The organism is Candidatus Binatia bacterium, assembly GCA_029243485.1.
Taxonomy (GTDB): Bacteria; Desulfobacterota; Binatia; order UBA12015; family UBA12015; genus VGTG01.
This window is the reverse complement of record JAQWRY010000003.1, coordinates 82,473-106,004: the sequence shown is the minus strand read 5'-3', so window position 1 is coordinate 106,004 and position 23,532 is coordinate 82,473. Positions and strand designations below refer to the sequence as shown.

General features: G+C 64.2%; 20 protein-coding genes. All 20 read right to left on the bottom strand.

Features of this window, described 5'->3' with window-relative positions; translation table 11 throughout:
- Positions 1-7 precede the first annotated feature (7 nt).
- Positions 8-2,530 carry a TonB-dependent receptor gene (locus P8R42_02560; protein MDG2303530.1) on the bottom strand — a complete coding sequence of 841 codons (2,523 nt, stop codon included), beginning with the start codon at positions 2,528-2,530 and terminating at the stop codon, positions 8-10.
- Between the two features lie 133 nt (positions 2,531-2,663).
- Entirely contained in the window at positions 2,664-3,392 is a 729-nt protein-coding gene (locus P8R42_02555; protein ID MDG2303529.1) for an SDR family oxidoreductase, read from the bottom strand.
- Positions 3,393-3,439: 47 nt separating this feature from the next.
- Entirely contained in the window at positions 3,440-4,354 is a 915-nt protein-coding gene (locus tag P8R42_02550; protein MDG2303528.1) for an amidohydrolase family protein, read from the bottom strand.
- A 19-nt stretch (positions 4,355-4,373) separates the two neighbouring features.
- On the bottom strand, positions 4,374-5,381 hold the full coding sequence (locus P8R42_02545) for a hypothetical protein (GenBank protein ID MDG2303527.1): 1,008 nt from the start codon (positions 5,379-5,381) through the stop codon (positions 4,374-4,376).
- 35 nt (positions 5,382-5,416) lie between these two features.
- Entirely contained in the window at positions 5,417-5,926 is a 510-nt protein-coding gene (locus P8R42_02540) for a VOC family protein (GenBank protein MDG2303526.1), read from the bottom strand.
- Positions 5,927-5,930: 4 nt separating this feature from the next.
- Positions 5,931-6,983, bottom strand: coding sequence for a zinc-binding dehydrogenase (locus P8R42_02535; GenBank protein MDG2303525.1), 1,053 nt, complete (start codon positions 6,981-6,983; stop codon positions 5,931-5,933).
- Positions 6,984-7,026: 43 nt separating this feature from the next.
- On the bottom strand, positions 7,027-7,491 hold the full coding sequence (locus P8R42_02530) for a hypothetical protein (protein ID MDG2303524.1): 465 nt from the start codon (positions 7,489-7,491) through the stop codon (positions 7,027-7,029).
- A complete protein-coding gene (locus P8R42_02525; GenBank protein ID MDG2303523.1) occupies positions 7,488-8,465 on the bottom strand; it encodes a phosphotransferase family protein in 978 nt (325 codons plus the stop codon). The genes P8R42_02530 and P8R42_02525 overlap by 4 nt, the downstream gene beginning before the upstream one ends.
- An 18-nt stretch (positions 8,466-8,483) precedes the next feature.
- Positions 8,484-8,942, bottom strand: coding sequence for a hypothetical protein (locus P8R42_02520; GenBank protein MDG2303522.1), 459 nt, complete (start codon positions 8,940-8,942; stop codon positions 8,484-8,486).
- A gap of 21 nt (positions 8,943-8,963) precedes the next feature.
- A complete protein-coding gene (locus tag P8R42_02515) occupies positions 8,964-9,953 on the bottom strand; it encodes a hypothetical protein (GenBank protein MDG2303521.1) in 990 nt (329 codons plus the stop codon).
- A gap of 24 nt (positions 9,954-9,977) precedes the next feature.
- On the bottom strand, positions 9,978-10,757 hold the full coding sequence (locus P8R42_02510) for a glucose 1-dehydrogenase (protein ID MDG2303520.1): 780 nt from the start codon (positions 10,755-10,757) through the stop codon (positions 9,978-9,980).
- Complete coding sequence (locus P8R42_02505) at positions 10,754-11,932, bottom strand: acyl-CoA dehydrogenase family protein (protein ID MDG2303519.1); 1,179 nt, start codon at positions 11,930-11,932, stop codon at positions 10,754-10,756. Before P8R42_02505 ends, P8R42_02510 begins: the two co-directional genes overlap by 4 nt.
- Positions 11,933-11,940: 8 nt before the next feature.
- Positions 11,941-13,884 (bottom strand): FAD-dependent oxidoreductase, encoded by a 1,944-nt coding sequence (locus tag P8R42_02500; GenBank protein MDG2303518.1) that lies wholly within the window; start codon positions 13,882-13,884, stop codon positions 11,941-11,943.
- A gap of 4 nt (positions 13,885-13,888) precedes the next feature.
- Entirely contained in the window at positions 13,889-14,434 is a 546-nt protein-coding gene (locus P8R42_02495; protein MDG2303517.1) for a hypothetical protein, read from the bottom strand.
- 17 nt (positions 14,435-14,451) lie between these two features.
- Positions 14,452-15,231 (bottom strand): SDR family NAD(P)-dependent oxidoreductase, encoded by a 780-nt coding sequence (locus P8R42_02490; protein ID MDG2303516.1) that lies wholly within the window; start codon positions 15,229-15,231, stop codon positions 14,452-14,454.
- A 12-nt stretch (positions 15,232-15,243) separates the two neighbouring features.
- Positions 15,244-16,389 (bottom strand): MaoC family dehydratase N-terminal domain-containing protein, encoded by a 1,146-nt coding sequence (locus P8R42_02485; GenBank protein MDG2303515.1) that lies wholly within the window; start codon positions 16,387-16,389, stop codon positions 15,244-15,246.
- 2 nt (positions 16,390-16,391) lie between these two features.
- Positions 16,392-18,053, bottom strand: coding sequence for an AMP-binding protein (locus tag P8R42_02480; protein ID MDG2303514.1), 1,662 nt, complete (start codon positions 18,051-18,053; stop codon positions 16,392-16,394).
- The gene (locus P8R42_02475) at positions 18,050-20,416 is read right to left on the bottom strand and encodes a CoA transferase (protein ID MDG2303513.1); all 2,367 of its coding nucleotides are present in this window, start codon (positions 20,414-20,416) and stop codon (positions 18,050-18,052) included. The genes P8R42_02480 and P8R42_02475 overlap by 4 nt, the downstream gene beginning before the upstream one ends.
- A gap of 26 nt (positions 20,417-20,442) precedes the next feature.
- Positions 20,443-21,891 carry a cytochrome P450 gene (locus P8R42_02470; GenBank protein MDG2303512.1) on the bottom strand — a complete coding sequence of 483 codons (1,449 nt, stop codon included), beginning with the start codon at positions 21,889-21,891 and terminating at the stop codon, positions 20,443-20,445.
- 68 nt (positions 21,892-21,959) lie between these two features.
- Positions 21,960-23,456: a sigma 54-interacting transcriptional regulator gene (locus tag P8R42_02465; GenBank protein MDG2303511.1), complete on the bottom strand. Its 1,497-nt coding sequence runs from the start codon at positions 23,454-23,456 to the stop codon at positions 21,960-21,962.
- Between the last annotated feature and the right edge of the window lie 76 nt (positions 23,457-23,532).

The window sequence follows — 23,532 nt, the reverse complement described above, 5'->3', positions numbered from 1 at the left end:
CGGTGGGTCACGGATACCAGCGGTAACGCAGAGTCGCGCCGTAGGTGCGCGGGGGGCCGTTGATCGCGGCGAAGCCACTCACGATCGGCACGTCGAAACCGACCACATTGTAGCTTTCGTTCGTGAGATTCATCGTCCAAAAGGTGAGCTCCCAGGCATCGTCCTCGGTGCGGATGCCGCCGCGGAGATTCACGAGGTTCACCGGATCCTGAACCAGATTCTCGTCGAGATCCTGCCCGAGGTACGCGCGGTCGCGGTAGCTGTACTCCGCCCGCAGGAAGCCGAGAAGCGACCAATTACCCCATGGTGCATCGCCCAACGGCACCGTGAACTGCGCAAACGTCGACACGGTCCATTCCGGTGCGTTGTCGAGGGGCCTTCCGGTCAGGTCGGCGATGCAGCCCGTCGGTGCCACGAGATTCCCGGCCTCGATACGCTTCCCGAACTCCTGCGCGGAGGTACACGGCGCGCTGTCGAAGTCGGTGTAGCGAGCGTGCAGGTACCCGGTCCCGAAACCGGCTACGAGCATCGGATGTGGGATGAACAGCCCGTCGGTCTCGACACCGTAACTGGTCAGGCTGCCGGCGTTCGTCACCCGGAACGAGCTTCCGTCGAACGCCTGGGATTGGAAGTCGTCGTACCAGGTGTAGAAGAACGTTGCGTTGAAGGTGAGCATCCGATCGAACCACGCCGTACGAATGCCTGCCTCGACATCGGTCGCCTTCTCGTCGTCGAACCTGGTGTCCAGCCCGTCGACCGTTCGAAGCTGATTAAAGCCGCCCGATTTGAAGCCGCGCGCGATCTTCGCAAAGACCATCGCGTCTTCGGTCGGGTAGTACATCAGAGCGCCCATCGGAGAGACGTTGAAGACGCTGAAGCCCTCGTCGGCGAATCGGTCTGGGCCGAAGATGCCGGCATCCGCGGCCTTGAAACCCGAAATCTGCGTGCCCACGCGCTTCTTCTCTTCGTACGTGCCGCGCACACCGATCGTGACGTCCCACTGATCCGCGAGGTGGTACGTGCCCTGCCCGAAGAACGCGTAGCTCCACGTCTTGTGAACGTTCGTGTCGACGTTGAAGATCCGACCGTTCTCGTCCGGCTCGCCCAAATCCAGGAATAGGTCGCGAAGAGAATCCGACGCCTGAAACCACTCGCGAGAAATCCCGGTCTGACCGACGGTGTTGTCCTTCTGGTAGTAGAAAAAGAGCCCCGCAACGTACTCTAGGTCCTCTCCGTACGGCGACGTGACACGCAACTCCGACGAGACCTGCTCGAACTCCTCGTCGGTCTTGCTGAGGACCGCGTCGTAGCTTGAGAAGTCGCCGTCGAGGATGCTGAAGCTGCTGAACTGCCGATACGCGTTCAGCCAGGTGATAATATAGTCGTCGATATCGTAGTTCAGCTCGCCCGCCACGCCCCAGATCGTGAGGTCGTTCGTGCTCTTCTGGTCTGCATCGACGACACGATCGAAGGGATCCACGGGCGGCAGGGGGCGCCCCGTCGCACCTTCGAGACTGCCGATCCCGTCGATCTGCGACGCGAAGGCATCGGAAAAAACGACATCTAGATTCGGGAAGCCCTCGTAGGTCAGGATGTCGGCGACGCAGCACTTCGAGGATTCCGAGCCGTAGTCGCCCCAGAGGATCAACTCGAGATCGTCGGTGATGTTGAAGAGACCGCGCAGGCGAGCGCCGTTCCGGTTGAGATCGTTCACACCTCCACCGGACAGCAGCTCGTCGAAGGGACCGCGGTGTACGTAGTAGCCGGACAGCCGGAGCGCTACCGTGTCATCGAGGACCGGGATATTGATCGAGCCGCGGACCTGACGGTTCTGGTAGTTGCCGGCCTGGCCCTCGATCAACCCCTCCCAGACGTTCATGATCGGCTTCTTGCTCACAACATTAATCGCGCCGGCCGCGGTGTTCTTTCCGTAGAGAGTCCCCTGCGGGCCTCGCAGGACTTCAATTCGCTCCACATCCGCGAGATCCGTGATCGAGGCCGCGCCGGAGCGCCCCTGGAACACGCCGTCGATGAACACGCCGACGCTCGCGTCAATCCCCGCGTTGTTCCCGTCGCTGCCGATGCCTCGAATTCGAATCGCGGTGGAACGGGAATCCGTGACTGCGTTGATCTGCACGTTCGGAACGTACTGGGACATGTCGAGAACGCTGGTGAGCCCGGAATCTTCGATGAACTGACTGGTGAGGGCCGTCATCGAGATCGGAACATCCTGGATGTTCTGCGCGCGCTTCTGCGCGGTAACGACCAGCTCTTCGACTCCGATGCCCTCATTGCGTGATTTCGTCGGTGCGACGACTTCGATGCCGGGCTCCGGCTCATCGAAGCTGTGCGGCTCGTCGGCCGGAATCGGGTCGGTCCCCGCCTCTTCGTCCGCGGTGTAATCCGGCGCCCCGTCCTGCCCCTCGTGGTAGCTCTCACTATCCTGCGCGAAAGCGTGGGACGCGCTCGCGAGCGCGATTACCAGAGCGAAGGCGAGACTGGTGAGAACGGTCAGAAAGCGAAAGAACATGCAGGCTCCGATAGAGTGGGGTCGTGGGCGCCGCACATAGGGCACCGGACCGACGAGGGCGGGCGGGGTTCCAGTGAGGTTCGTCATATCCGCTGCATCGAGAGTCGAGCAACGCGAGTTTTTGTTTTAGAAGTCACGTAGCGGTCCAGCCGCCATCAACGTCGATGACGATTCCGCTTGCGTATCCACATGTCGCGAGAAAGTACGCGGCATCTGCTGTGTCACGCGCGGTCCCCGCACGCCTGGCGGGAATGCGATTCACCGTGTCTTCCCAGAACGCCGCGAGCTTCTCTTCTGCGAGGTTGTTCTTGATCTCCGTACCTTCGACGAGTCCCGGCGAGAGAACGTTGACGCGGATCCCCTTGGGTGCGAGCTCGACGGCGAGATTCTTCCCGAGCGCGTTCACGGCGCCGCATAGCGCTGCGCCGCCACTATACTCGGGAACGTACGCCTCTGCGGCGATTCCCGAGCAGAGAAGAATGGTGCTTCCCTCGGGCATCTTCGCAACCGCATGATGACAGCAATAGATCTGTCCAAAGAACCTGCCTTCGAAGAGAGCCTTCCATTCGTGCGCGGGAAGCCCGTCAATCGTGCCGAAGACCGCACCACCGGCGCACGTCACGAGGTGATCCACGCGCTCGAGTTGGTCGAAGAGGGCCTTCACCTCGGACTCCACGCTCATGTCCGCGGCGATGCCGATCGCGCCGTTGCCGATCGCCTTGGCGGCTCGACCCAGACGCTCCTGGGTTCTGCCGACCAACACCAACTTGGCACCTTCTTCAGCAAAACGTTCGGCAATGCCGAAACCGATTCCGGAACCACCGCCTGTGACGACCGCTACTTTTCCATCGAGCTTACCCATCCGTGCATCTCCTTGTGGGGCGCGTCAGCTGATCGTCGTGGGGCACGTCAGCTGATCTTCAGGAACTCGAGTGCGTTCTCGCGAAGCACTCGCCGCTGCGTTTCCTCCTTCACCGGCAGGTCGCGGAACTGTTCAACACACTTCCGCAGGCCGAGTCCGTTGGTGCCGAAGAGCACCTTGTCCCGGCCCCGAGAGCTGTCCATGAAACGTATCTGCCGCTCGTCGAGGCTACGCGGAAAATACGCCGAAATGTCGCCGTAGACGTTCGGGTGACGCCAGAGCATGGAGCACCACTCGTCCACCCAGGGCCAACCGGTATGAGAGAGGTTGATGCGAAGGTTCGGAAAATCGATCGCGACGTCGTCGACCAACATCGGCCGGCCCACGTCCGACGGAAGTACCTCCGCCGAATGGCCCACTTGCATCCCGACGGCAATGTCGAGCTCATTGCACTTTGCATAGAGCGGGTAGAAGCGGCGGTCGTTCGGTGCCATGCCGAATGACAAGGGGTGGAACCACACATACTTAAAGCCGTACTCGCGGACGCCCTTCTCGACGTCCTGCAGGCTCTCCTCGATGCGCCACGGGTTGTAGCTGGCCGCACCGATGATCCGGCCGTTCGACTCCTCCACAAGCTTCCCGACGTCATCGACCTCGTAGTCGAGGATCAGCTGATGGTGATGCCGATACGACCACATCTTGGTGGCGGTGATGACGATGTACTCGTAGCCGAGCTCGTCCATGTCGCGAACGAGCTCCTTCACCGACGCATGTCCCTGCAGCATCGAGGACATGGGATCCTTCTTCTTCGCCGACTTCTTGTCGTCAGGCGGCGACGCTGCGGCCTTGAAAGTCGTCCGCAGCATGATCTTGAACTCTTCGAACTCGAAGGGGTCCCCACCGAGGCTACGCTTCGCCTCGATCGGGTGGTTCATCACGTCGATTGCCAAGACCCGTTCCACTGAGAACTCCTTCCGCGCCTCAGTACCGGAACCGCGGCGACGGCGGCATGATCGAGTACTCGGCGCACCCGTACGCGCGCTCTCCGGTCTCTTCGACCTCGAAGTCGAAGAAGCCCTCGTAACAATCCATCCCGCACTCGGCGTCGTTCTCCCCGCGCATCAGGCCGTTCACCGTCTGCGCGTACTTGCGACCCGTTCGGACGTGAATGACTTCGCCGTCGGGGAGGGTGAACCGATAGCGGAAGCTCATGGCGGAGCGGCCGTCGTCCTCGAGTCGGACTTCACACGAGCAGTCCTGGATCGGCCGACTGCCGTTCGCGTCCGAAAGGAATCCGCCCACCGTGGGCGAGCCTGGAATCGGCGGCTCGTAGTCCGGGTTCATCCACCCAAAGGCGTTCAGGTGCTTGTCCTTGAACTGCACCGACGGCCAGAAGTGACCGAGGCTCTGCTGCCGTGTCACGGCCGGCTGCTCCCACGGCGTCTCGGTGCTGAACCGGAACGTCCAGGAATGGTCACGGTGCGCGAACGAGTTGATCTTGCGAACGCCCGGCCGCGGGCCTCCGCGGACTTCGAAGTCTCCCGTGCAGTGGAGGCCCTGCTCGTAGTGCCCGCCGTAGTACATCGCGCCCGAGAGCGGGTTCCCACCGGCACAATCCCGATAGTCGAACACCGGAAAGCGGGCTCGATAGGTGAGGTCGAAGCCGTACCGCGGGCCGTCGTACGTCATCCGCAGTTCTTCGAGCGGCTTCACGACCGTGTAGGTCATGTGCCCTTCGCTGAGCTTGTCGAAGGGACCGTTCGCGGCGCCGGCCGGTAGCGCGACCTTGTTCGCCCACGGCATCGGCACACCGTCGATCACGAGCATCGTGCTGAAGCGGACGTAGTCTCGGTTCGTACTTGCGTGGATATGATTCACGCCGAACACGTCCGCCTCGCGATCACAGATCGAGAACCAGAAGTTGTCGCTCCAGAGGCCGGTCTCGGCGTCGGGCGCTTGATGCAGATATTCGTCTTCCGGAGTAACCAAGTCCTGTTCCTTTCGTGGAAAATGCTGCGTGGAACTCAGCGACGGCTCTTCTGCTTGAGCTCCGTCATGAAATCGCGGGCCGCGGCGTCGAACCCGAGGATCTCGATCGTCGACGCCGCGGCCGAGTTACATTCGTAGTAGGCAAAATCGACGCGCATCCCGCCGGCGATCACGCCGTCGGCGGCCGGCTCGCCGAGTTCTCCCGTTAGACGCGCGGTCGTCGCGGCGAAGTCGGGCACCACAAAGGCGATGTGATGCAGCCCCGTCCCGCCCGCGTCCTGGAACTCACTGTGGATCGAGGTTCCGCCTGCCGGCTTCACCAGTTCGACCTGGGTCACACCAAAGAAGCCGAGGGAGATATCCAGCACACCATCCGACGGCCCGCCGCGATGACGACACCCCTCGCCCATCGCCACGCCTTCCATCCGCTCGAAGTACGAAACCCCGAAGGTACGGCCGAACCACGCCTCCGCCTCTTCGAGGTTGGGTACGACGTAGGCCACCTGGAAGAAGTGCGGAGCCAGATCTGTCAGTGCGCTCGCCATCGAATCAGAAGGGTCGTGCGATGACCTTCACGCAGCCGCTAGTCTTGTCTGCGGCCACCTTGAAGGCTTCTTCGAGTTGCTCGAACGTCATCACGTGCGTCACGAGGTCTTGTGCCGGAACCTTCCCGCTCGCCATCCAGTCGAGACACAGCTCGTAGTCGGCCTTGTGGCCGATCACGCCGTGGTTCAGACAGAAGAGCAGCTGGACGTCCTTCAGGATCGCCTGCCACGAGTCGAGCGGCACAAGGTCGTCCCAAAGACCGAGAACGACCACCTTGCTCGCCGGACGAACGATCTCGAGCGCCTGCCCCAGCGTGGGTGCGTGACTCCCGACGGTCTCGACGACGAGATCCGCACCGCGCCCGCCCGTCTCTTCGAGGAGCCGTTCGACCAGGTTCTCCGTGCCGCTCTCGACGATGACGTCGACGCCGAACTTCTTCGCGAGCTTCTTCTGCGCGTCGTACTTCGCGGTGATGATGACCTTCTCGGCGCCAAGTGCCTTCGCGGTCGCCGCCGCACAGAGACCGAGGACCCCGGCTCCGAGAACGACCACCTGCTCGCCACCAACGATGCCCGCGCGCCGAACGGCGCTCACCGAGCATGCGTACGGCTGGACGAGGGCACTGATGTAGGTCTCGATGCCGTCGGGCACGTGATACAGACCGCGCTCTGTGAACTTGAGGTAGTCGAAGAAGCCTTCAAGGCCCGGCGCCGCGATGTTCTCGCACTGCGTGAAGAGACCGGTCGTGCACTGTGAGCAGTATCCGCACGAACGGCTCTCGAACTGATCGACCGTGACACGGTCGCCAGGCTTCACCCGGGTCACGCGCGACCCGACTTCTTCGACGACTCCGGCGAATTCGTGTCCACCCGCTCCCGGCATCGGGAACTCCATGAGCTTCGTCGCCGGGCCGCCGCCCGTCCACCAGTGCAGATTGCTGCCGCAGATCCCGACGCCCTCGGTGCGGATGAGAACCGCATCGTCGCTGTCGATCTCGGGCTTCGGAAAGTCCTCGAGCCGAATCTTGTACGGCTCGACCAGTACTGCTCCGCGCATCGTTGCCATCATCTTCTCCGTTGCGTCTCTCTACGCTCTCGGCTCAATCGCCGCGACGCGCCGAGTCCTCTTGAGAGCTGAGCGATGCGAAGTCCGTCGCCTGCTCGGTAGGCGCGTGCTCGGTACGAGCACTCGCCAGGAAGTACTGCTGGAGTGACCGCAGCCGCTCCCCGTCGCCGTCAGCCCGGGCCCGCGTGGCGAGCCCGAGCAGCGCGCCATGAAGCGCGTGATTCTCGGCCAGAAGCTCCCCGAGCACAGCCTGGGGCGCCGGCGGACGTGGAGCCGAACCACCCAGCTCCGTAAGGAGAGTCCGAGCCGCGTCACTATCGGCCCGAACAGCATCGTTCGTCTCGGCCGAGATCGCTGCCGGTAGACCATCCAACAGCGCCGCAAGCACTTCAGCCTGCGTCTGCGCGCTCGGATCCTCCAAAGCCGGAAGGATCGTCTCGCGCACACATCGCGCCATTCCTTCGATCAACGTCTGCGTCGGAAGCGTGCGCGCCGTCATGACCCCACTCCAATCGCCTTGGCCAAGGACGGAACGGCTTGCTCTCCGAACGCGCCGATCTGAACCAGCCTGAGGTCGGACGTCCGGCCATCGGCGAAGGCGCGCAAACCCGTGAGCCCGACCAGCGTCGCCTTCAGCTGCTCGAGGGTCTCGTAGAAGGACACCCGCTCCTCATCGATCGCGATGCCGGACTTCTCGGTGTACCGCTTCGCCATCCCATCCGTGATGCTGCACCAGCCGGCCAGGTTCTCGAGTCGGGAGAAGGCGACATCCACCATGGGGTCGCCGATGAACGCGCGCTCCCAATCGAGAAGCGTGACGATCTTGCCGTCGCGCCACACGAAGTTTCCCATCCGAAAATCGTTGTGAATCAGCGAGAGCATCGGGGACTTCGGACGCCGCTCGTCGAGCCAGGCCAGGATCTCGCGAAGAAGCGGGTAGGGTCGGAGCTCGACGCGATCGAGGATCTCGCGACAGCGCTCGAGTTCGAGGGCTCCCGGATCCATCGCGTCCGTCGGCACGCCGAGAAAGTCGAGGCCGAGGGCCTTCCAGTCGAGGGTGTGCATCGCCGCCAGCATGTCGGTGAACTGGCGATGCATCTCCTGCCGGACATCATTCGGAATGGACTCGTCCCACGGGAGCGGGATCTCCCCCTCGACGAACTCCATGATGTAGAACCGCGTCCCGAGCACCTCGCCGGTGTCCTCGAGCCATAGGGCCTTCGGCACGGGCACACGAGTCGCCTCCAGCGCCCGCAGAATGCGGAACTCTTTCGACGCATCGTACGGCTCGAGCACGCCGCCCCGCGGCTCCCGCCGAACGACCAGATGCCCCTCACCGCCGCGCCACTTCGCGCGCGCACTCCACGTCTCGTACGAGAACCCGCCGGAGATCCGCGAGAGCTCGTGGACTTCCGCGGGCCCGTCGGTCTTCTCCGCGATGAAGCGGGCCAGTGCCTGTCTCATATCGCTCATTGTCTCACCGCCTTCGCGTCAGAACTCCAGCTTGCGCTCGTCGAACGTGATCAGCTTCTCGACTTCGACCTTCCCGATCACACGGCCGTCGGTGTCCATCTTGCTGATCCACGACTCGCGCGCGTCTGCTGCGATCTCGAGCCGATCGCACAGAGCCTCGAGGAACTTACGACGGAGCTCCGGCTGCTCTCCGAGTTCGACGCGGCCGACGACCGTCACGGAACCAAGCCCCGGCACGGCGAAGCAGGCCGACATGCGCGGATCCCGTTCCCACGCACGCGTCTTCGGGCGGTTCGCGGTCGTCGTGACGTAGAGGACGTCGTCGATCACGGCGTGGGAGACCCACACCCCAATCGTGTGACCGTCCTTCCGAGCGAACGTGACCACGCTGCCCGGCGCCTCCTCGATGACTTTCCACGCGTCGGCATCTTCCATCCGAAAGAAGTTGAGATCTTCCCAGGCTTCCTGCTCTGCCATGATGCTCTCCTTGTCTCCGCGTCAGGCCATCCAGCGCGGACTAACCGGCTGGATCGAGTACTCGGCCACGCCGTAGCCGCGCTCGCCGGTCTCTTCGACTTCGAAGTCGAAGAACGGCTCGTAACAATCAAAACGGTTCTCGAGGTCGTTCTCGCCGCGATCCCAGAGCTTCACCTGGCCGTGCTTGCGGCCGGTCCGGACGTGAATGACCTCGCCGTCCGGCATCGTGATCTCGTAGCGGAAGGCTGCCGCATCCCGACGATTCTCTTCGGTGAGGATCTCCGCGGTCGCGCCGAGGATCGGACGCGAACCATCCTTCGTCGAGCAGAACCCCCCCACCGGCTTCTCGCCCTCGGGCAGGCCCATGCCGCCGAGTTGCATGATGCCGAAGGCGTTGATGTGCTTGTCCTCCAGCTGGATGGAAGGCCAGAAGTGCGACGGGTAGTCGCCGTGCTCGGGCTCCCAGGGCAGCTGGTCTGCGAAGCGTGTCGACCAGGAATGATCGCGGTGCGACCAGCTGTCGAGTTTCCGGGTCTCGCCTTTACAAGGGCCGCCGCGAATCTCGAAATCGCCGGTGCAGTGCATCGCCTGCTCGAAGTGTCCACCGTAATTGTGGAAGCGGCCGAGCGGGTTCCCGTTCACACTGTCGTGGTAGTCGAAGATCGGGAAGCGGCCGCGGAACGTCTGGTCGAAACCGAAGCACGGACCATCGAACTGGATCCGGATCTCTTCGTGCGGCTTGATGACCTCGTAGGAGAGGCGACCGTCGGTCCACGGGCCCTGATCGACTTCGACGCCGAGGGGAACCTTGTTCCCCCAGAGCTGCATCACACCGTCGATGATGTAGAGCGCTTCGTAACGAGCGTATCCCTTGTTCGTCAGGTGGAAGTGATTGATGCCGAAAATGTTGGCTTCGCGGTCGACGACGCTGACCCAGAGGGTGTCGCCCCAGAGCAGATGCTGGATCTCCTGGGGACAGGCGTGTCGGTATTCGTCTTCTGGGTTCACCATTCGCTTAAATTCTCCAAGTACCGTTCACTTCAGCAGGTAGCCGCCATCGACCACGATGGTCTCGCCGGTGATGTACGAGCCGGCCGGGCTCGAGAGGTAGAGGACGGCGTTCGCGACGTCGTCCGTGCTCGCCCAACGGCCGCCGAGAGGCACGAGGTCCTTCGGGTCGCCGAGTTGGTTGGTGTCGATGATCTCTTTCGTTCCTGGAGTCGCGACAATACCCGGGGCAATCGCATTCACGCCGACGCCGTACTCCGCCAGCTCCAGCGCCGCGGACTTCGTCAGCATGATCACGCCCGCCTTGCTCATGTTGTAAGCGGCGACGCCGGGGCCCGAAGGCCGCAGGCCCTGAATCGATGCGATGTTCACGATCCGGCCGCCTTTACCGCCGTCGGCCATCGCCTGTCCGACCTTCTGAGTCGCGACGAACGCCGAGCGCAGGTTCAACGCGAGGACTCTGTCCCACTCTTCGAGCTGCAGTTCGAGGAAGCTCGCGAACGGGTAGATGCCCGCGTTGTTCACCAGGATCTCGGGAACCCCGAGTTCCTTCTGCGCGACCTCAAGCCACGCGTCGATCGACTCGACCTTGCTCATGTCACCGCCGACCGAAGCGGCCCGGCCACCAAGCGCCTTGATCTCTTCTGCGACCGTGTTCGCGGATTCCGCGGACAAGTCCTGCACGGCTACCGCCGCGCCCGCCTCCGCCAGACATAGAGCGATCCCACGTCCAATTCCTTGGCCTGCGCCGGAAACCATCGCAACCTTCCCCGCGAGGGAAAACCGTCGTTCTAAAGCCGTCGTCATCGAGTGCCTCCTGCTGGAACCGACTTGGGAAGGCCCAAGGCCCGTTCCGCAATGATGTTCCGCATGATCTCCGAAGTGCCGCCGCCGATCGTGTAGGCGCGTGCGTCGAGGTACAGACCCTGCCAACGCCCGCGGTCGAGCGCTTGCGGATTACCGCGGCCGATCGTCGCGTACGGACCCTGTAGATCCAGAGCGGTGTCCATGATGCCGCGTCGGAACTCCGACGCGGCGAGCTTGCCGATCGAGGACTCCGGGCCGAGCGCCGCTCCTCGGAGCTGCTTCGTGAGAACCCGGTAGCCCGTGTACTTGAGCGCCTGCTTCTGAATGTAAAGCTTGGCCAACTGTTGGCGGACGACCGGATCGTCGAGTCGGTCGCGCTGTTCGGCGAGGTCCCGCAGTCGACCGAGCGACCGCTCTAGCTCTACGACGCCGGACAGGCCGCTGCGTTCCGCCGAGAGTGTCGACCGGGCCACCGCCCAACCCGCGTCCATCTCACCCACGATGTTCGCGCGCGGGATGCGGACGTCTTCCAGGAAAATCTCGCTGAAGTGACTCTTCCCCGTGATCTGCCGGATGGGCTGAATGCGCACGCCTTCGCTGCGCATGTCCATCAGCACGTAGGTGATCCCGCCCTGACCGATCGGCTCCTCGCCGGTGCGCACCAACAGGAAGCACCAGTCGGCGATCGGACCGAGACTCGTCCAGACTTTCTGGCCGTTCACGACGAGCGCGTCGCCATCGACGACCGCGCGCGTGCGGAGCGAGGCCAGATCGGAGCCGGCACCCGGTTCCGAGAATCCCTGACACCAGATGTCCTCCGCGCGCAGGATCCGGGGCAGATAGTGCTGCTTCTGTTCCTCACTACCGTGTTGGATCAGAGCGGGGCCGAGGATGTTGATCGCGATCGTATTGATAAGGGCCGGCGCACCGGCGCGCGCCCCCTCCTCGGCGAAGATCACCTGCTGCGTTGGCGATGCCTCACGGCCGCCGCAGTCCTTCGGCCAGGCGAGTCCAACGTATCCCGCCTCGCACAAACGCCGCTGCCACGCGCGCGAGTGATCGACCGCCGCCGCCGGATCGGACGGAAGTCGTCCCACTTCGGCGAGGTTCTGCTCGAACCAGGCACGGAGCTCCGCGCGGAACACTGCGTCTTCTGTGGAGTCGTTGAGATCCATCGTATCGTTCAAATCAGGCGCGCCACACTGGCACCGTGCTGCGTTGCGTCGGCAATCTGTCGCGGCGCGAACGCCGAACCGACTAGATAGAGCTCGGGGACCTTGCCTTTGAGCTCGCGATAAAGCGAGTCCTCGCTCTGTGCGCCAAGGCTCAGAACGAGAGTGTCGACGTCGTCGATCGTTCCCTCGACCCCGGTGTGCGCGTTCCGCGTCCCGACGCGCCCGCCTTCGAAGGAGTGGGCACGCGTCGAGGGATGGATGACGACCCCGCCGGCGTAGAGGCGATGGAAGATCTCGCCCTGCGTGTAGCGGTCGATCTGCGAACCGGGCATCAGCCACTTCTGCACGATCTCCACGCGCTTGTTGTGGGAAGCGAGATGGTCGGCCACGCCGGGGGTGATCATGTGATCGTCCTCTGATGCGATCACGACATGGTCACCTACCGGCACGTCGCCCGAGAGCACCTCTGCGAAGTCGACCACGTTCGGACCGGAGAAGCTCGCGCGGCGCGGCGTGGCGCCGGTCGCGACGATGACGACGTCGGGTCGGTCTGCGAGCACATCCTCGCAGGACACGCGCCTTGCGCAGCGGACGTCGACGTCGAGCCGACGAAGCGCCCCCGCGAGGAAATCGGGGAAGTCCAGAAAGGCGGCGCGCCCGGGGGTCGACGCCGCGAGGCGCATCATCCCGCCAAGTTCTTCGGCCGCTTCGACCAACGTCACGCGGTGGCCTCGCGTCGCCGCAACGCGGGCGGCCTCGAGGCCGGCGGGGCCGCCGCCGATCACCCAGACCCGCTTCAGAGTCGCCGCGGGTTCGTCGTTCCATTCGAGCTCGTGACCGACCATGGGATTCACGGAGCACAACGGGGTCTTCACCTCCGCGTGGACGACCTTGCCGATACAGGTATTACAGCCGATGCACTTCCGTACCTCGGCGGTACGCCCTTCGCGGACCTTACGCGGCATCTCGGGATCCGCGATGAGCGCTCGCGTCATCCCGACGAGGTCGACCTGGTCTCGCACGAGGAGGTCGGCCGCCACCTCCGGATCGTTCACCCGACCGGCGTAGAGCACCGGAACCGCAACCGCCTCGCGAATCGCCGCCGCATGCGACGCAAAGCCTGCGACCGGAACGTGCACCGGAGAGATGTAGCTCGGTCGGCCGTACGTCGAGCCGACGTCGACGCTCAGGTAGTCGATCTCGCAGGCGGCGCAGATCGCAGCCGCCATTCTCTTCATGTCTTCGAGATCGTATCCGTCGTCGCGATACTCGTCGGCACAGATCCGAAGTCCCACGGCAAGGTCCGAACCGACGCGGGCACGCACGCCCCGAACCGCCTCGACGACGAAGCGAATCCGGTTCTCTTCCGACCCGCCCCACCGGTCCGTGCGCTGATTCGTGGTGGGCGAGAGGAACCACTGCGGCAGCGCCTCGTGCGCACAGTGAATCTCGACCGCATCGGCCCCAGCGTCACGAAACCGCTCCGCCGCGATCGCGTACGTCTCGAGGATCCACTCGATCTCATCCTCTTCGAGCGCGTGCGGGATCGTGTCCATGTTGAGCGTCATGGACGCCGGCGACGGACACATCAGCGACTGCAGATGCGTCAGCTGCATCACAGCCACGGCCCCGTGTTCATGCACTGCATCCGTGAACGCGCGCACACGAGACACGAATTCCGGGTGCTCGTACACTGCGAACGCTACCGCCCCGGTGCCTGGCAGAATCTCATCCGCCCGGCCCGGGGGCAGCGGCGTTGGCAGAAGCCACGTCTCGTTCCCGATCCACCCCGCCCCCCCACGCGCCCTCCGAACGTGATGCTCGATGAAAGGCGCATCCGGGAGTCCGTCCGCCCGACCCGAATTGATCGAGTAGGTCGTCTCTACGATCCGGTTCGGCACCCGCATGGGACCGATCTGGATGGGACGGAACAGGTGGTCGACAGCGGTCAAAGAACTACTCCGACTTCATCCCGATGTTCTTCCAACTCACGATCTTCTCAATGTCGAACTTGAGAGCGATTCGGTTGGGGGTGAAGAGCGATCCCGTGAAGAGCCCCTGCGCCTTCGGGCTCGAGTAGTACCGCTTGCCGTGCTCGATGCAGACCTTCTCTACGATCGCGCGGTCCTCGATGACTTCGGCCTTGGCCTTGATGGTCATGCCGCCACCGAACGGCAGGCCAAGTCCGTTCGACGAAATGCACAGGCCGGTGCGAGCGTCGCGGCGGAACGCGCTTGCCTTCACGCGCCCGTTCACACTCGTGCTCCAGACCTCACCGTCGATCAGGCAGTAGACGTGCACCGTGACCATCGGAAAGCCGACTTTCGTGAGATGCGTGACGAACATCTCGCGCCCCGCAACGAGGAGCTCCTGCTGCTCGTCCTTCGAAAGCTGCGTCTCCGGATGCTTGTTCGGGTCGCCCCACTTGTCCACGAGGTCGGGGTCGATCATCGCGAGCTGCTGCTCTTCGATCCAGTACGCCTTGTCCTTGTCTTCACTCATGTCGCTGCTCCTCCGTCTCAGGTGATGAGGTAGCCGCCGTCCACGACCAGCGTGGCGCCGGTAATGTACGAGCCGGCTGCGCTGGCCAGGAATGCGACCACGCCGCCGATCTCCTCCGGTCGCCCGACGCGGTGGAGGGGAATGCGCTCCTCGAGCTGCTCCTTCAAGCCGTCACCGAATGCTTCCTGCGTCCCCTCGGTCTCGATGCCGCCGGGGCAGACTGCGTTCACGGTGATATTGTCCGGCGCGAACTCGAGCGCGGCGGACTTGGTCATCATGTTGACGGCGCCCTTTGACGCCGCGTAGTGGCCAAGGCCGACGAACGTCGGGTGCATGGACTCGATCGAAGAAATGTTCACGATCGACCCACCCTTGCCGGCTTTCCGCATCGCGCGCGTCGCCTCGCGCGTGCAAAGCATCGCGCCGCGGACGTTCACGGCGAAGACCCGGTCCCACTCCTCGACCGGCATCTCCGCGATCGGGTTCGTCGGATATATCCCAGCGTTGTTCACCAGGATGTCCACTGCGCCGAGCTCCGCCACGGTCCCATCCACCATCGTGGCCACGTCGGCCTCGACCGAGACGTCACCCTGGATTGCAAGCCCCTTTGCACCCGCGTCTTTCACGAGTCCCGTCACGCGCTCGGCCTGCGCCAGGTCCAGGTCTGCAACCGCGACGTCCGCGCCGAGTTCCGCCAAACGCATCGCAATGCCACACCCGATTCCCGAACCGGCGCCGGTGACAATCGCCACCTTGCCGCGAAGAGAGAAGAGCTGATCGAGAACTTCGGGTCGCATGGCTGGGCCTCCTCAGGGGTTTCCGTCGGCGCCCGGGAGCAGAACGACGGCCTGACCGGTCGTCGTGATGTCCCCGCGCTGATTGATCGACCAGATGTCGCACCGTACGGCGTGGCGCTTGCCGTCCACGGGCTCGTCGAGGAGGAACTTCTCCCTCACCGTGCCATGGCACCAGCTCGTGTCCCCGAGCAAATTGAACGTCGGGTACTTCTGCGTGAGCGTGTAGAGGTGTCCGTCGTCGCCCATCCAGTTCTGGAGCATGTGGACGATCCAGCTGGTGCGCTCGTAGCCGGCTTCGTAGGCGCCCGGGAGACCGAGGATCTTTTGGGAGCGCTCGTTCGACCAGTGAATCGCGACCGGCGCCTCCGGGATCCCCTGCTCGTTGATGAACGGTAGACCCGGATGCTTGTCGAACATGTCGAACGCGAACTTGTGTCCGACGAACCAACCGCTCGCGCCCTGCCAGCTCTCGAAGGCGAACTTGCTGATCTGGGTCGTGGGTCCCTTCACGACAAAGGGGATCTCCTCCTCGAGTTGGACCTCTTCCCAGTGGAGCGTGTCGGCGCCGCGACGTTTCTCCTTGCGATAGTCGCCCTTGATGCGCTCGATGTCGTCGGGCGTGTACATCGGGAGTTCGCGCTTCTTGAGCGTGCTCGCCTTCTTCGCGCTCGAACGCTCAAACCGGTGCCACGAGGTATCGTACCGTCCGAGAGGCTCGCCCTCCGCGTCCACGATCTCGGTCTCGTAGTCCATGACCGCCGCGCGCCCACCGCCGAACTTGCTCGGGATGATCTCGACCTTGCGCAGGTAGCTACTCGAGTCGAGGACGTCGCCCTCACGCATCGAGCGGTTCCACTCGTATTTCGCGTCGCGCCAGATCGTGTGGCAGCCCGGGAAACCATCCGAAGCGCCATTCGAGCGCTCCATGTAACCGCTGATGCTTGCCGGCGCGATCCGCGCGCCGTGCCGAGTCGACTCGGCGTACTCGCGATCGATGTACACCGGATTGTCATCGCCACAACCCAGCGCGAACCGGTTTATGGTCTCGCCACTGAGCTTGAGCGGTCCACGGCGATGCATTGTCGAGCCCTTGCGCTCCACGCCGATGCGGGAACGTAGCTTCTCGACGCCCTCGTCGGTGATTTTTCCGAACGACAAACTCATCCTCCTTCCGCCGAGCCGGCTTCGGCCTCGAGCTTCGCTTTGATGTCCTCGACCAGAGGACCCTTCTGGATCTTCCCAGTCGGGGTTTGCGGCAGCTCGCTGACGATCTCCAGCCGCTCGGGGATCTTGTGCTTCATGACTTGCTTCGACGTGAGGAACTCCCGGAGCTCGTCCAGCGTTACGGCCGAGTCCCTCTCGAGTTCGAGATAGGCGCAGACGCGCTCGCCGAGCCGATAGTCCGGCATGCCGACGACGGCGGCCTTCTGAACACTCGGATGCGAGTGCAGGAGGTCCTCGATTTCCTTGGGGAAGATCTTTGTTCCGCCCCGATTGATCTGTTCCTTCTTGCGGCCCGCCATGTGGAGGTAGCCGCGCTCGTCGACGAACCCGAGGTCGCCAGTGAAGAACCACCCGTCGTCGTTCCGGGTCTCCGCCGTCCGCTCCGGATTTCGGTAGTAGCCGAGGAATAGCGTGGGGCCTCGGAAGGCGATCTCGCCGACCTCGCCCTGAGGCTGCTCGCGAGCGTGATCCGCGGCGAAGATCTTCAACTCGGCGCCGGGCACCGGCATCCCGACGGTCTCGCGGATGATCTCGTGCGAGTCGGTCGGCATCGTTCGGGTGTGCAGGATGTTCTCGCCCATCCCGTACATGTTCCCCACGCGCACGCCGAAGTGCTTCTCGATGTCCGCCATCAGTTGCGGCGGGCATTGCGAACCGCCGACGCCGACGCTGTTGATGCAGCTGGTGTCCGTCTTCTCGAAGTCCGCGTGATGCAGAATGCTAATGAGATGAGCAGGCGTGCCGGAGATCGACGAGACCCGCTCGTCCGCGATCAAACGCAACGTCTGGGACGGTGAGAACCTCTCGACCAGAACCATCCGCACCTGCCGCAGGAGCAGCTGGTAGGTGCTCAGATGGCCGAACGAGTGCGTCATCGGACTATTCGCCAGCAGTACGTCGTTCTTTGAAGACGGGTCGGCTTCGGTCTGCATGTCGGCGAAGCGCTTCAAAACCGACAGCATCGTGTTGTGCGTATGCAGGAAGCCTTTCGGCGCACCTTCGGTGCCGGACGTGAAGTTCAGATAGAAGACGTCGTCCGCGTGGACCGGATGAGCCTTCTCGTGGGCGGCCAGACCGTCCGTGCTCGCGAGAAGCTCGTCCCACGATAACGCCCCCGACGCCTCGCCGCGCACGACGACGACATGGTCCAACTGGGGCAGCTCCGGCTGCAGCGCCACGGCCGCATCCGCGTGGGCAAAACCGGCGTACTCTTGCGGCAGCAGGATCGCGCGGGAGTTACAGAACTCGAGCATCGATGCCATCTCGCGCTCGCGATAGACCGTGTGCATCGGCTGAATGACAGCACCGATGCGCGACAAGGCGATCTGTGAGACACACATCTCAATCCAGTTCGGCAACTGGACGGTCACGATGTCGCCCTTGCCGAGGCCGAGCCTCGTGAGACCCGCGGCGGCGCGCTCGGCCATCGCATCCCACTGTGAGAACGTGACGCGACGATCGCCTTCGATGAGCGCCACCTGATCCGGCGCCTTCTCGACGGCTTCGGCGAAATAGTCGTGCAGGGTTCGGTCGAGCCACAGCTCCTGCGAGACGAACCGTTCGCGATATTCAGGCGAGAACTGCGGGAACGCGGTCAATGGATCACCTCTTGGGCGACGAGCTCCTCGACTCGATCGGAACCGAGACCGAGGACCTCCTTGAAGACGTATTCGTTGTGCTCACCGACGCGGGGAGAAGGTCCCGTCAGGGCGTCCGGCGTTTCGCTGAGGTGCCAGGGCGTCCGGTAGACGGTCTCCCGCTCGCCTTCGAAGCTCGGCAACTCCTCGACGAGTCCGCGCGCCGCGAACTGCGGCCAGGTCGTCAGTTCTTCGATGCCGAGAACCGGCGCGACAGCGAGTCCGACCACCGCGAGTCGCTCGACCAAGGCGTCCCGCTCGTGGCCCGCGGTCCACGCGGCCAACTGCTCGTCGATCTCCGAACGCCTTGTGCGACGACCTTCGGCTGTAGCCAGTGTGGCGTCCATCGCCCAGGAGGGGGCTTCGAGAGCACCGACCAACGCGACCCACTCCTCGTCGGAGTCCACCGCCAGAGAGATCCAGCGATCGTCGCCCGATGTCGGGTAGATGCCGTGCGGCACCATCCGGTCGTGCTGATTCCCCTGCGGCCGCGTGGATGCCGACGGGTCGAACTGATGTCGCGCGAGCAGCGCTCCCGACAGCGTCGTCGCCGCTTCGATCTGCGAGAGATCAATGGCCTGCCCCTGGCCCGTGCGTTCGCGATGATGAAGTGCTGCGAGCGCAGACACGACCCCTTGAATTGCCGCGTTCGCATCCCCGAGGCCGATGACCGGCAAGCCGGTGGGCCCGGTCTCGGCGTACCCGATCGCGTTCTCGATCCCGGCGAATCCGGTCGCGATTGTCGCGAACCCGCGCAGGTGGCGCAGGGGACCGGTCTGTCCGGCCATCGCCATCGAGAGACCGATGATGTCCTGCTTCACTCCGCGCAGATCGTCGTACCCGAGCCGCAGACGCTCCATCACGCCCGCTGCGAAGTTGTCGAAGACTAGATCAGACTCCCGGACGAGCGAGAGTACCAACTCGCGGCCCTCCGGCTTCTTCACGTCGACCGACACCGACAACTTGCTGCGGTTCGCGTTGTGGAAGAACCGACGCGCGTGCTTCCAATGCCGCATGAAGTCGAGGCGGCCGGCGGTCTCGACCTTGATGACCTCCATGCCCATGTCGGCAAGGATCTGGCCGACCATCGGACCCGCCCAGTTGAAGCCGAACTCGACCGCGCGGTAGCCCGCGAGCGGACGCGTCCGCCGCGGACCGGGCACGGCCGGGACATCCTCGCTGCTCGAAGCGTCGACCGGCGCGATCTCCCCGTGCTCCCCGAGGCGCGGGATCGGCCCGAGCGAGTACGGCGTCTCAGAGAGGCGATACCCCATTCCGGGGATCCGCAAATCCGCGCCGCCCATCCGCGCCGTCGTCCAGAACTCACGTTCTTCGAGATGGCTGCTCGCAAGTACGTCCGGCGGTTCGTTGATGGGTCCGAGAACGAGATTGGCCTCGCGTGCCATGACCGCGAGTTCCGCTCTCGTGTGTTCGAGCAGCCAAGGGATGAAGTGCAGGTCTACTTCCTCCGCACGTTCAAAGCCGATCGCGACTCCGTCCTGAAACACCGGATCGGCCTTCGCCCACTCCGGATCGCCCATTAACTCGAGGAAGCCCGACCACTGCGCGCGCGTCTGTGTAGCGAGAAAGATGAATCCGTCGCCGCAGGGATAGAAGCCCGAGGGATAGATGCCCCCGTGACGTTCGAAGCCGCGCCGCATCCAATCGCCGCCGCTGCCGAGGATGAAGAGCGACATGCCTCCAGCGTAGTAGGCGAGGACGTCGGCTTCGGAGACGTCGATCCAGTGGCCGTTCCCGCTCTTGAGACGCGAAAGGAGTGCCGCGAGCACGGCCCCGGCACCGTGGAGTCCCGCCTGCAGGCCGGGGAGCTCCGCCGGAAACGACAGAGGCGTCCGCCCAGGCTCACCGAGGATCACGCTAATCCCCGAAGCTGCACACACGTTGATTCCCTGTCCGGGCATGCCGGCCCAGGGGCCCGAAGCGCCGTAGGGCGACAACTGAATCGAAATCAGATCCGCGCGCTCGCGACCGACGGCATCGATATCGACACCCAAGCGATTCTGCGCGGGCGACAGCAGGTTCGTCACAAAGACGTCGGCGTGCGACGTCAGGCTCGAGACGATCGCGTTGTCGGCGTTGGGCTCGCCCGTGAGACGCACGCTCTTCTTGCCAGCGTTGAGATAGCCGAACATCGCACTGGCTTCGCCGTCGATCGTGCCCTCGGGGAACGGTCCCCAGGTACGTGCGACATCCCCTTCGGCCGGTTCGACCTTCCAGACTTCGGCGCCCAGATCGGCGAGCACGCGCGTGCAGAACGGAGCCGAAACACCTTCGCCACACTCGACGATGCGGACGCCGTGCAAGGCGCCCCGGGTTGACGGACGAGCCCTCAGTGGCCCGCCCCCCAGGCGATCGAGAGGTGCTCATAGCCGCGCAGAAAGAAATGCGGGCGCAGCGCGGTCGGGCCGTCCGGGTCGAGGCGAATGCCGGGCAGACGCTGCGACAGGGTCTCGAGCGCGATCCGCCCTTCGAGCCGCGCGAGCGCCGCGCCGAGACAGAAGTGCACACCGCCGCTGAACGCGAGGTGCGACGCGCCGTTCTTGCGTCCCGGCTGGAACTCGTCGGGGTTCGGGAACTCGCTCGCGTCGCGATTGCCGCCGCCGTACAGGAGCTGGAGATGCGCGCCCTTGGGCAGCACGACTCCTCCGAGTTCGAGCTCTTCCTTCGTGCTCCGAAAGAGCCCCTGCACCGGGGACTCCATGCGCAGAACCTCTTCGACCGCGTCCGGCACGAGGCTCGGGTCCTCCGCCAGCGCCCGCCACTCGTCGGGCCGCTCGAGGTAGATCCCGACCATGTTGCTAATGAGACTCGTCGTGGTCTCATTCCCGGCAACGAGGATCTGCTGGAGCATGCTCAGGATCTCACCGCGCGAAAGCGGTTCCATCCCGTCCGCGCGCGCAGTGAGCAGGTCGCTCAGCATGTCGTCGTGCGGATTCTTCGCACGCTCGTCGAGCATCGCGTTCATGTAGTGCTGGAACGCGACCAGGCTCCGAGCGCACTCGATGTCCCGTTCGAGCGGAAGCGGCATGAGGCGCGCCGTGATGTCGTCGCTCCATTGCTTGAACTTGGCCACGTCCGCGGTCGGCACACCGAGGATCTCCGCGATCACCGTCAGCGGCAGGGGCACAGCGAACTCCGTCGCGATGTCCACGCGACCCGCGTCGATGAAAGCATCAACCAGACTGTTCGCCAGCTCGCGGATGTGCTCCTCGCGACCCGCGACGCGCCGCGGCGTAAAGGCCTTGTTCACCAAGCTGCGAAAACGGGTGTGGACCGGCGGGTCGTTCGTGACCAGAGTGTCTACCTCGCCCCAGCCCTCGGCGAGGACTGCCTTCACTTCGTCGGGGGTCTCGGTCCCAACCGTCACCGAAGCCGAGGAGGTGAAGCGCTCCGTGTCCCGCAGGATCGTCCAGATGTCCTCGTACCGGGTGACGATCCAGAGGCTGAAGGCCTCACTGAAGAAGACCGGCTTCTCGGCGTGCGCCTGCGCGATCGTCGGATACGGGTTCGCCAGCTGCTCGGGGCCCATCGGGGCGTACACGAACGGCGGAGTGCCGGCCTTCTCGGCCTCAGCGGTGCGATCGTCCTTCCCGTCTTGCGCCATGATCTCGTTCCCCCGGTCTGGCTCGATGCTGCGAGTCGATCGCTGCGGCTCCGTGCGCAGGGCGCGCGTGAGCGGCTGGAACCGACGAACAAAGCAACCCACCGGCCAGCGCGGCGAGCCTCGAAACACCGAGAACTCGGGGGCACGTGCGGATCGCCCGATGCGCAATTGCATCGACAATGCATCGCGGCATCGAAGCCCGATGCAGGCGTGCCGGGGAGGCGTCTTTACGACGCAGGTCGTCAATGAGAGGCGGGCGGCGGGATGCCGTACTTCTTCATCTTGCGAACGACCGACGACTGGTTGATCCCGAGGCGCGCGGCGACCTCGTAAGTCGATCGGCACTGCCGGGAGGACTCCACCAGGATCGACCGCTCGAACTCCTCGATCCGGGCTTTCATCGACGTCGGCGGAGCGTCGGCCGGGACCTCCGGCGACGGGGTCTCGGTCCCGTGCGTCTCGCTCCCAGACCGGTCCAGGACCTCGCGGACGTGCCGAAGACCGATCTCGCTGCCCTGGCAGGTCAAAACGAGGCGGACCAGGAGGTTCTTCAGCTCGCGGGCGTTGCCCGGGAGCGGATCTTCCATCAGACGGCGGACGGCCTCCGAGGCGATGACCTTGTCGGTGCTGAACTCCTGATTGTAGCGCTCCAGCAAGCTGTGGATCAGCGCCTTCAGGTCTTCTTTACGGTCCCGCAAGGGCGGTACCACCAGTGGAATCGTCTCGAGGCGATACAGGAGGTCGGCGCGGAATTGGCCGTGGCGAACCAGGTCGCGAAGGCGGCGATTCGTGGCCGCGATCACGCGGACGTCCAAGCGCCGCTGGCCGGTCCCCCCGACCCGCGTGAGCATCCGGTCGTCCAGGATCTTGAGCAACTTCGCCTGGGATTCCTTGGGCAATTCGCCGATCTCGTCCAGAAAGATCGTCCCGCCCTCGGCCGCCTCGAAGTAGCCCGTCTTGCCGCCGCGCACCGACCCGGTGAACGCGCCCGGCTCGTACCCGAACAGCTCGGATTCGACGAGGGACTCCGGGATGGCCCCGCAGTTCACCTCGATGAACGGCTTGTCCGCGCGACGACTCAGGCGATGGATCAGGCTCGCGAGAATGCCCTTTCCGACCCCAGTCTCGCCCTCGACCAGGACGGTGAGGTCGAAATCCGCAATCTGGAGGACCGTCGAGACGATGCCCTCCATGATGGGGCTCTTCACGACGAAGTCTTCGAAGCCGGCTCGCGTGAGCCGCTCCTGAACGACCGAGGGCCCCTCGGCCAGAGCTTCTTCGCCGAGATCGTCTTCGAGTTGGCGCTTCAGGTAGTTCAGTTGCGTGATGTTCCGGACGTTCAGAATGATGCTCTGCAGCGTCCCGCGCTCGCCGAAGTGCGGGCTCGCGGTCACGAGCATCAGCTCGCCCCCCGAGATGTTCACCAGCGTCGTCGCCGGATACGAGCCGTTGAGCACCTGAAGTGCAGCGGAATTCCGCGTCATGCCCGGCGCGCTGCGCATGTCGTCGATCGTGCGGCCGATCCACTTCGTTCGGTTCACACCCGTAATCCGCTCGAAGGCACCGTTCATTTCCAGGAAAGTCCCCTCGGGCGAGATCAGGCAAATCCCATCGTACGACGCCTCCATCACCGCGCCGAGCAACTGCTTGGATTGCAGTGCCTGCTCCGCGGTAGACGGATCGCTGGTCGGGACTTCGCTCTCGGCGGGAGCACCCCGGGAGGGGTCAGTAGGACGCACCAGCCGACTATGGAATCCCCACCGAATCGTTGTCAACGGTGGGAAAGCCGATTGACAGTCGAGGTCCCTTCATCGT

What these genes read in the sequence shown, in the direction of transcription:
- P8R42_02540 (MDG2303526.1), bottom strand. Translation starts at nt 5,926, where the DNA reads ATGGCGAGCGCACTGACAGATCTGGCTCCGCACTTCTTCCAGGTGGCC.
- P8R42_02520 (MDG2303522.1), bottom strand. Translation starts at nt 8,942, where the DNA reads ATGGCAGAGCAGGAAGCCTGGGAAGATCTCAACTTCTTTCGGATGGAA.
- P8R42_02510 (MDG2303520.1), bottom strand. Translation starts at nt 10,757, where the DNA reads ATGACGACGGCTTTAGAACGACGGTTTTCCCTCGCGGGGAAGGTTGCG.
- P8R42_02560 (MDG2303530.1), bottom strand. Translation starts at nt 2,530, where the DNA reads ATGTTCTTTCGCTTTCTGACCGTTCTCACCAGTCTCGCCTTCGCTCTG.
- P8R42_02490 (MDG2303516.1), bottom strand. Translation starts at nt 15,231, where the DNA reads ATGCGACCCGAAGTTCTCGATCAGCTCTTCTCTCTTCGCGGCAAGGTG.
- P8R42_02505 (MDG2303519.1), bottom strand. Translation starts at nt 11,932, where the DNA reads ATGGATCTCAACGACTCCACAGAAGACGCAGTGTTCCGCGCGGAGCTC.
- P8R42_02535 (MDG2303525.1), bottom strand. Translation starts at nt 6,983, where the DNA reads ATGCGCGGAGCAGTACTGGTCGAGCCGTACAAGATTCGGCTCGAGGAC.
- P8R42_02495 (MDG2303517.1), bottom strand. Translation starts at nt 14,434, where the DNA reads ATGAGTGAAGACAAGGACAAGGCGTACTGGATCGAAGAGCAGCAGCTC.
- P8R42_02515 (MDG2303521.1), bottom strand. Translation starts at nt 9,953, where the DNA reads ATGGTGAACCCAGAAGACGAATACCGACACGCCTGTCCCCAGGAGATC.
- P8R42_02530 (MDG2303524.1), bottom strand. Translation starts at nt 7,491, where the DNA reads ATGACGGCGCGCACGCTTCCGACGCAGACGTTGATCGAAGGAATGGCG.
- P8R42_02555 (MDG2303529.1), bottom strand. Translation starts at nt 3,392, where the DNA reads ATGGGTAAGCTCGATGGAAAAGTAGCGGTCGTCACAGGCGGTGGTTCC.
- P8R42_02470 (MDG2303512.1), bottom strand. Translation starts at nt 21,891, where the DNA reads ATGCAATTGCGCATCGGGCGATCCGCACGTGCCCCCGAGTTCTCGGTG.
- P8R42_02525 (MDG2303523.1), bottom strand. Translation starts at nt 8,465, where the DNA reads ATGAGCGATATGAGACAGGCACTGGCCCGCTTCATCGCGGAGAAGACC.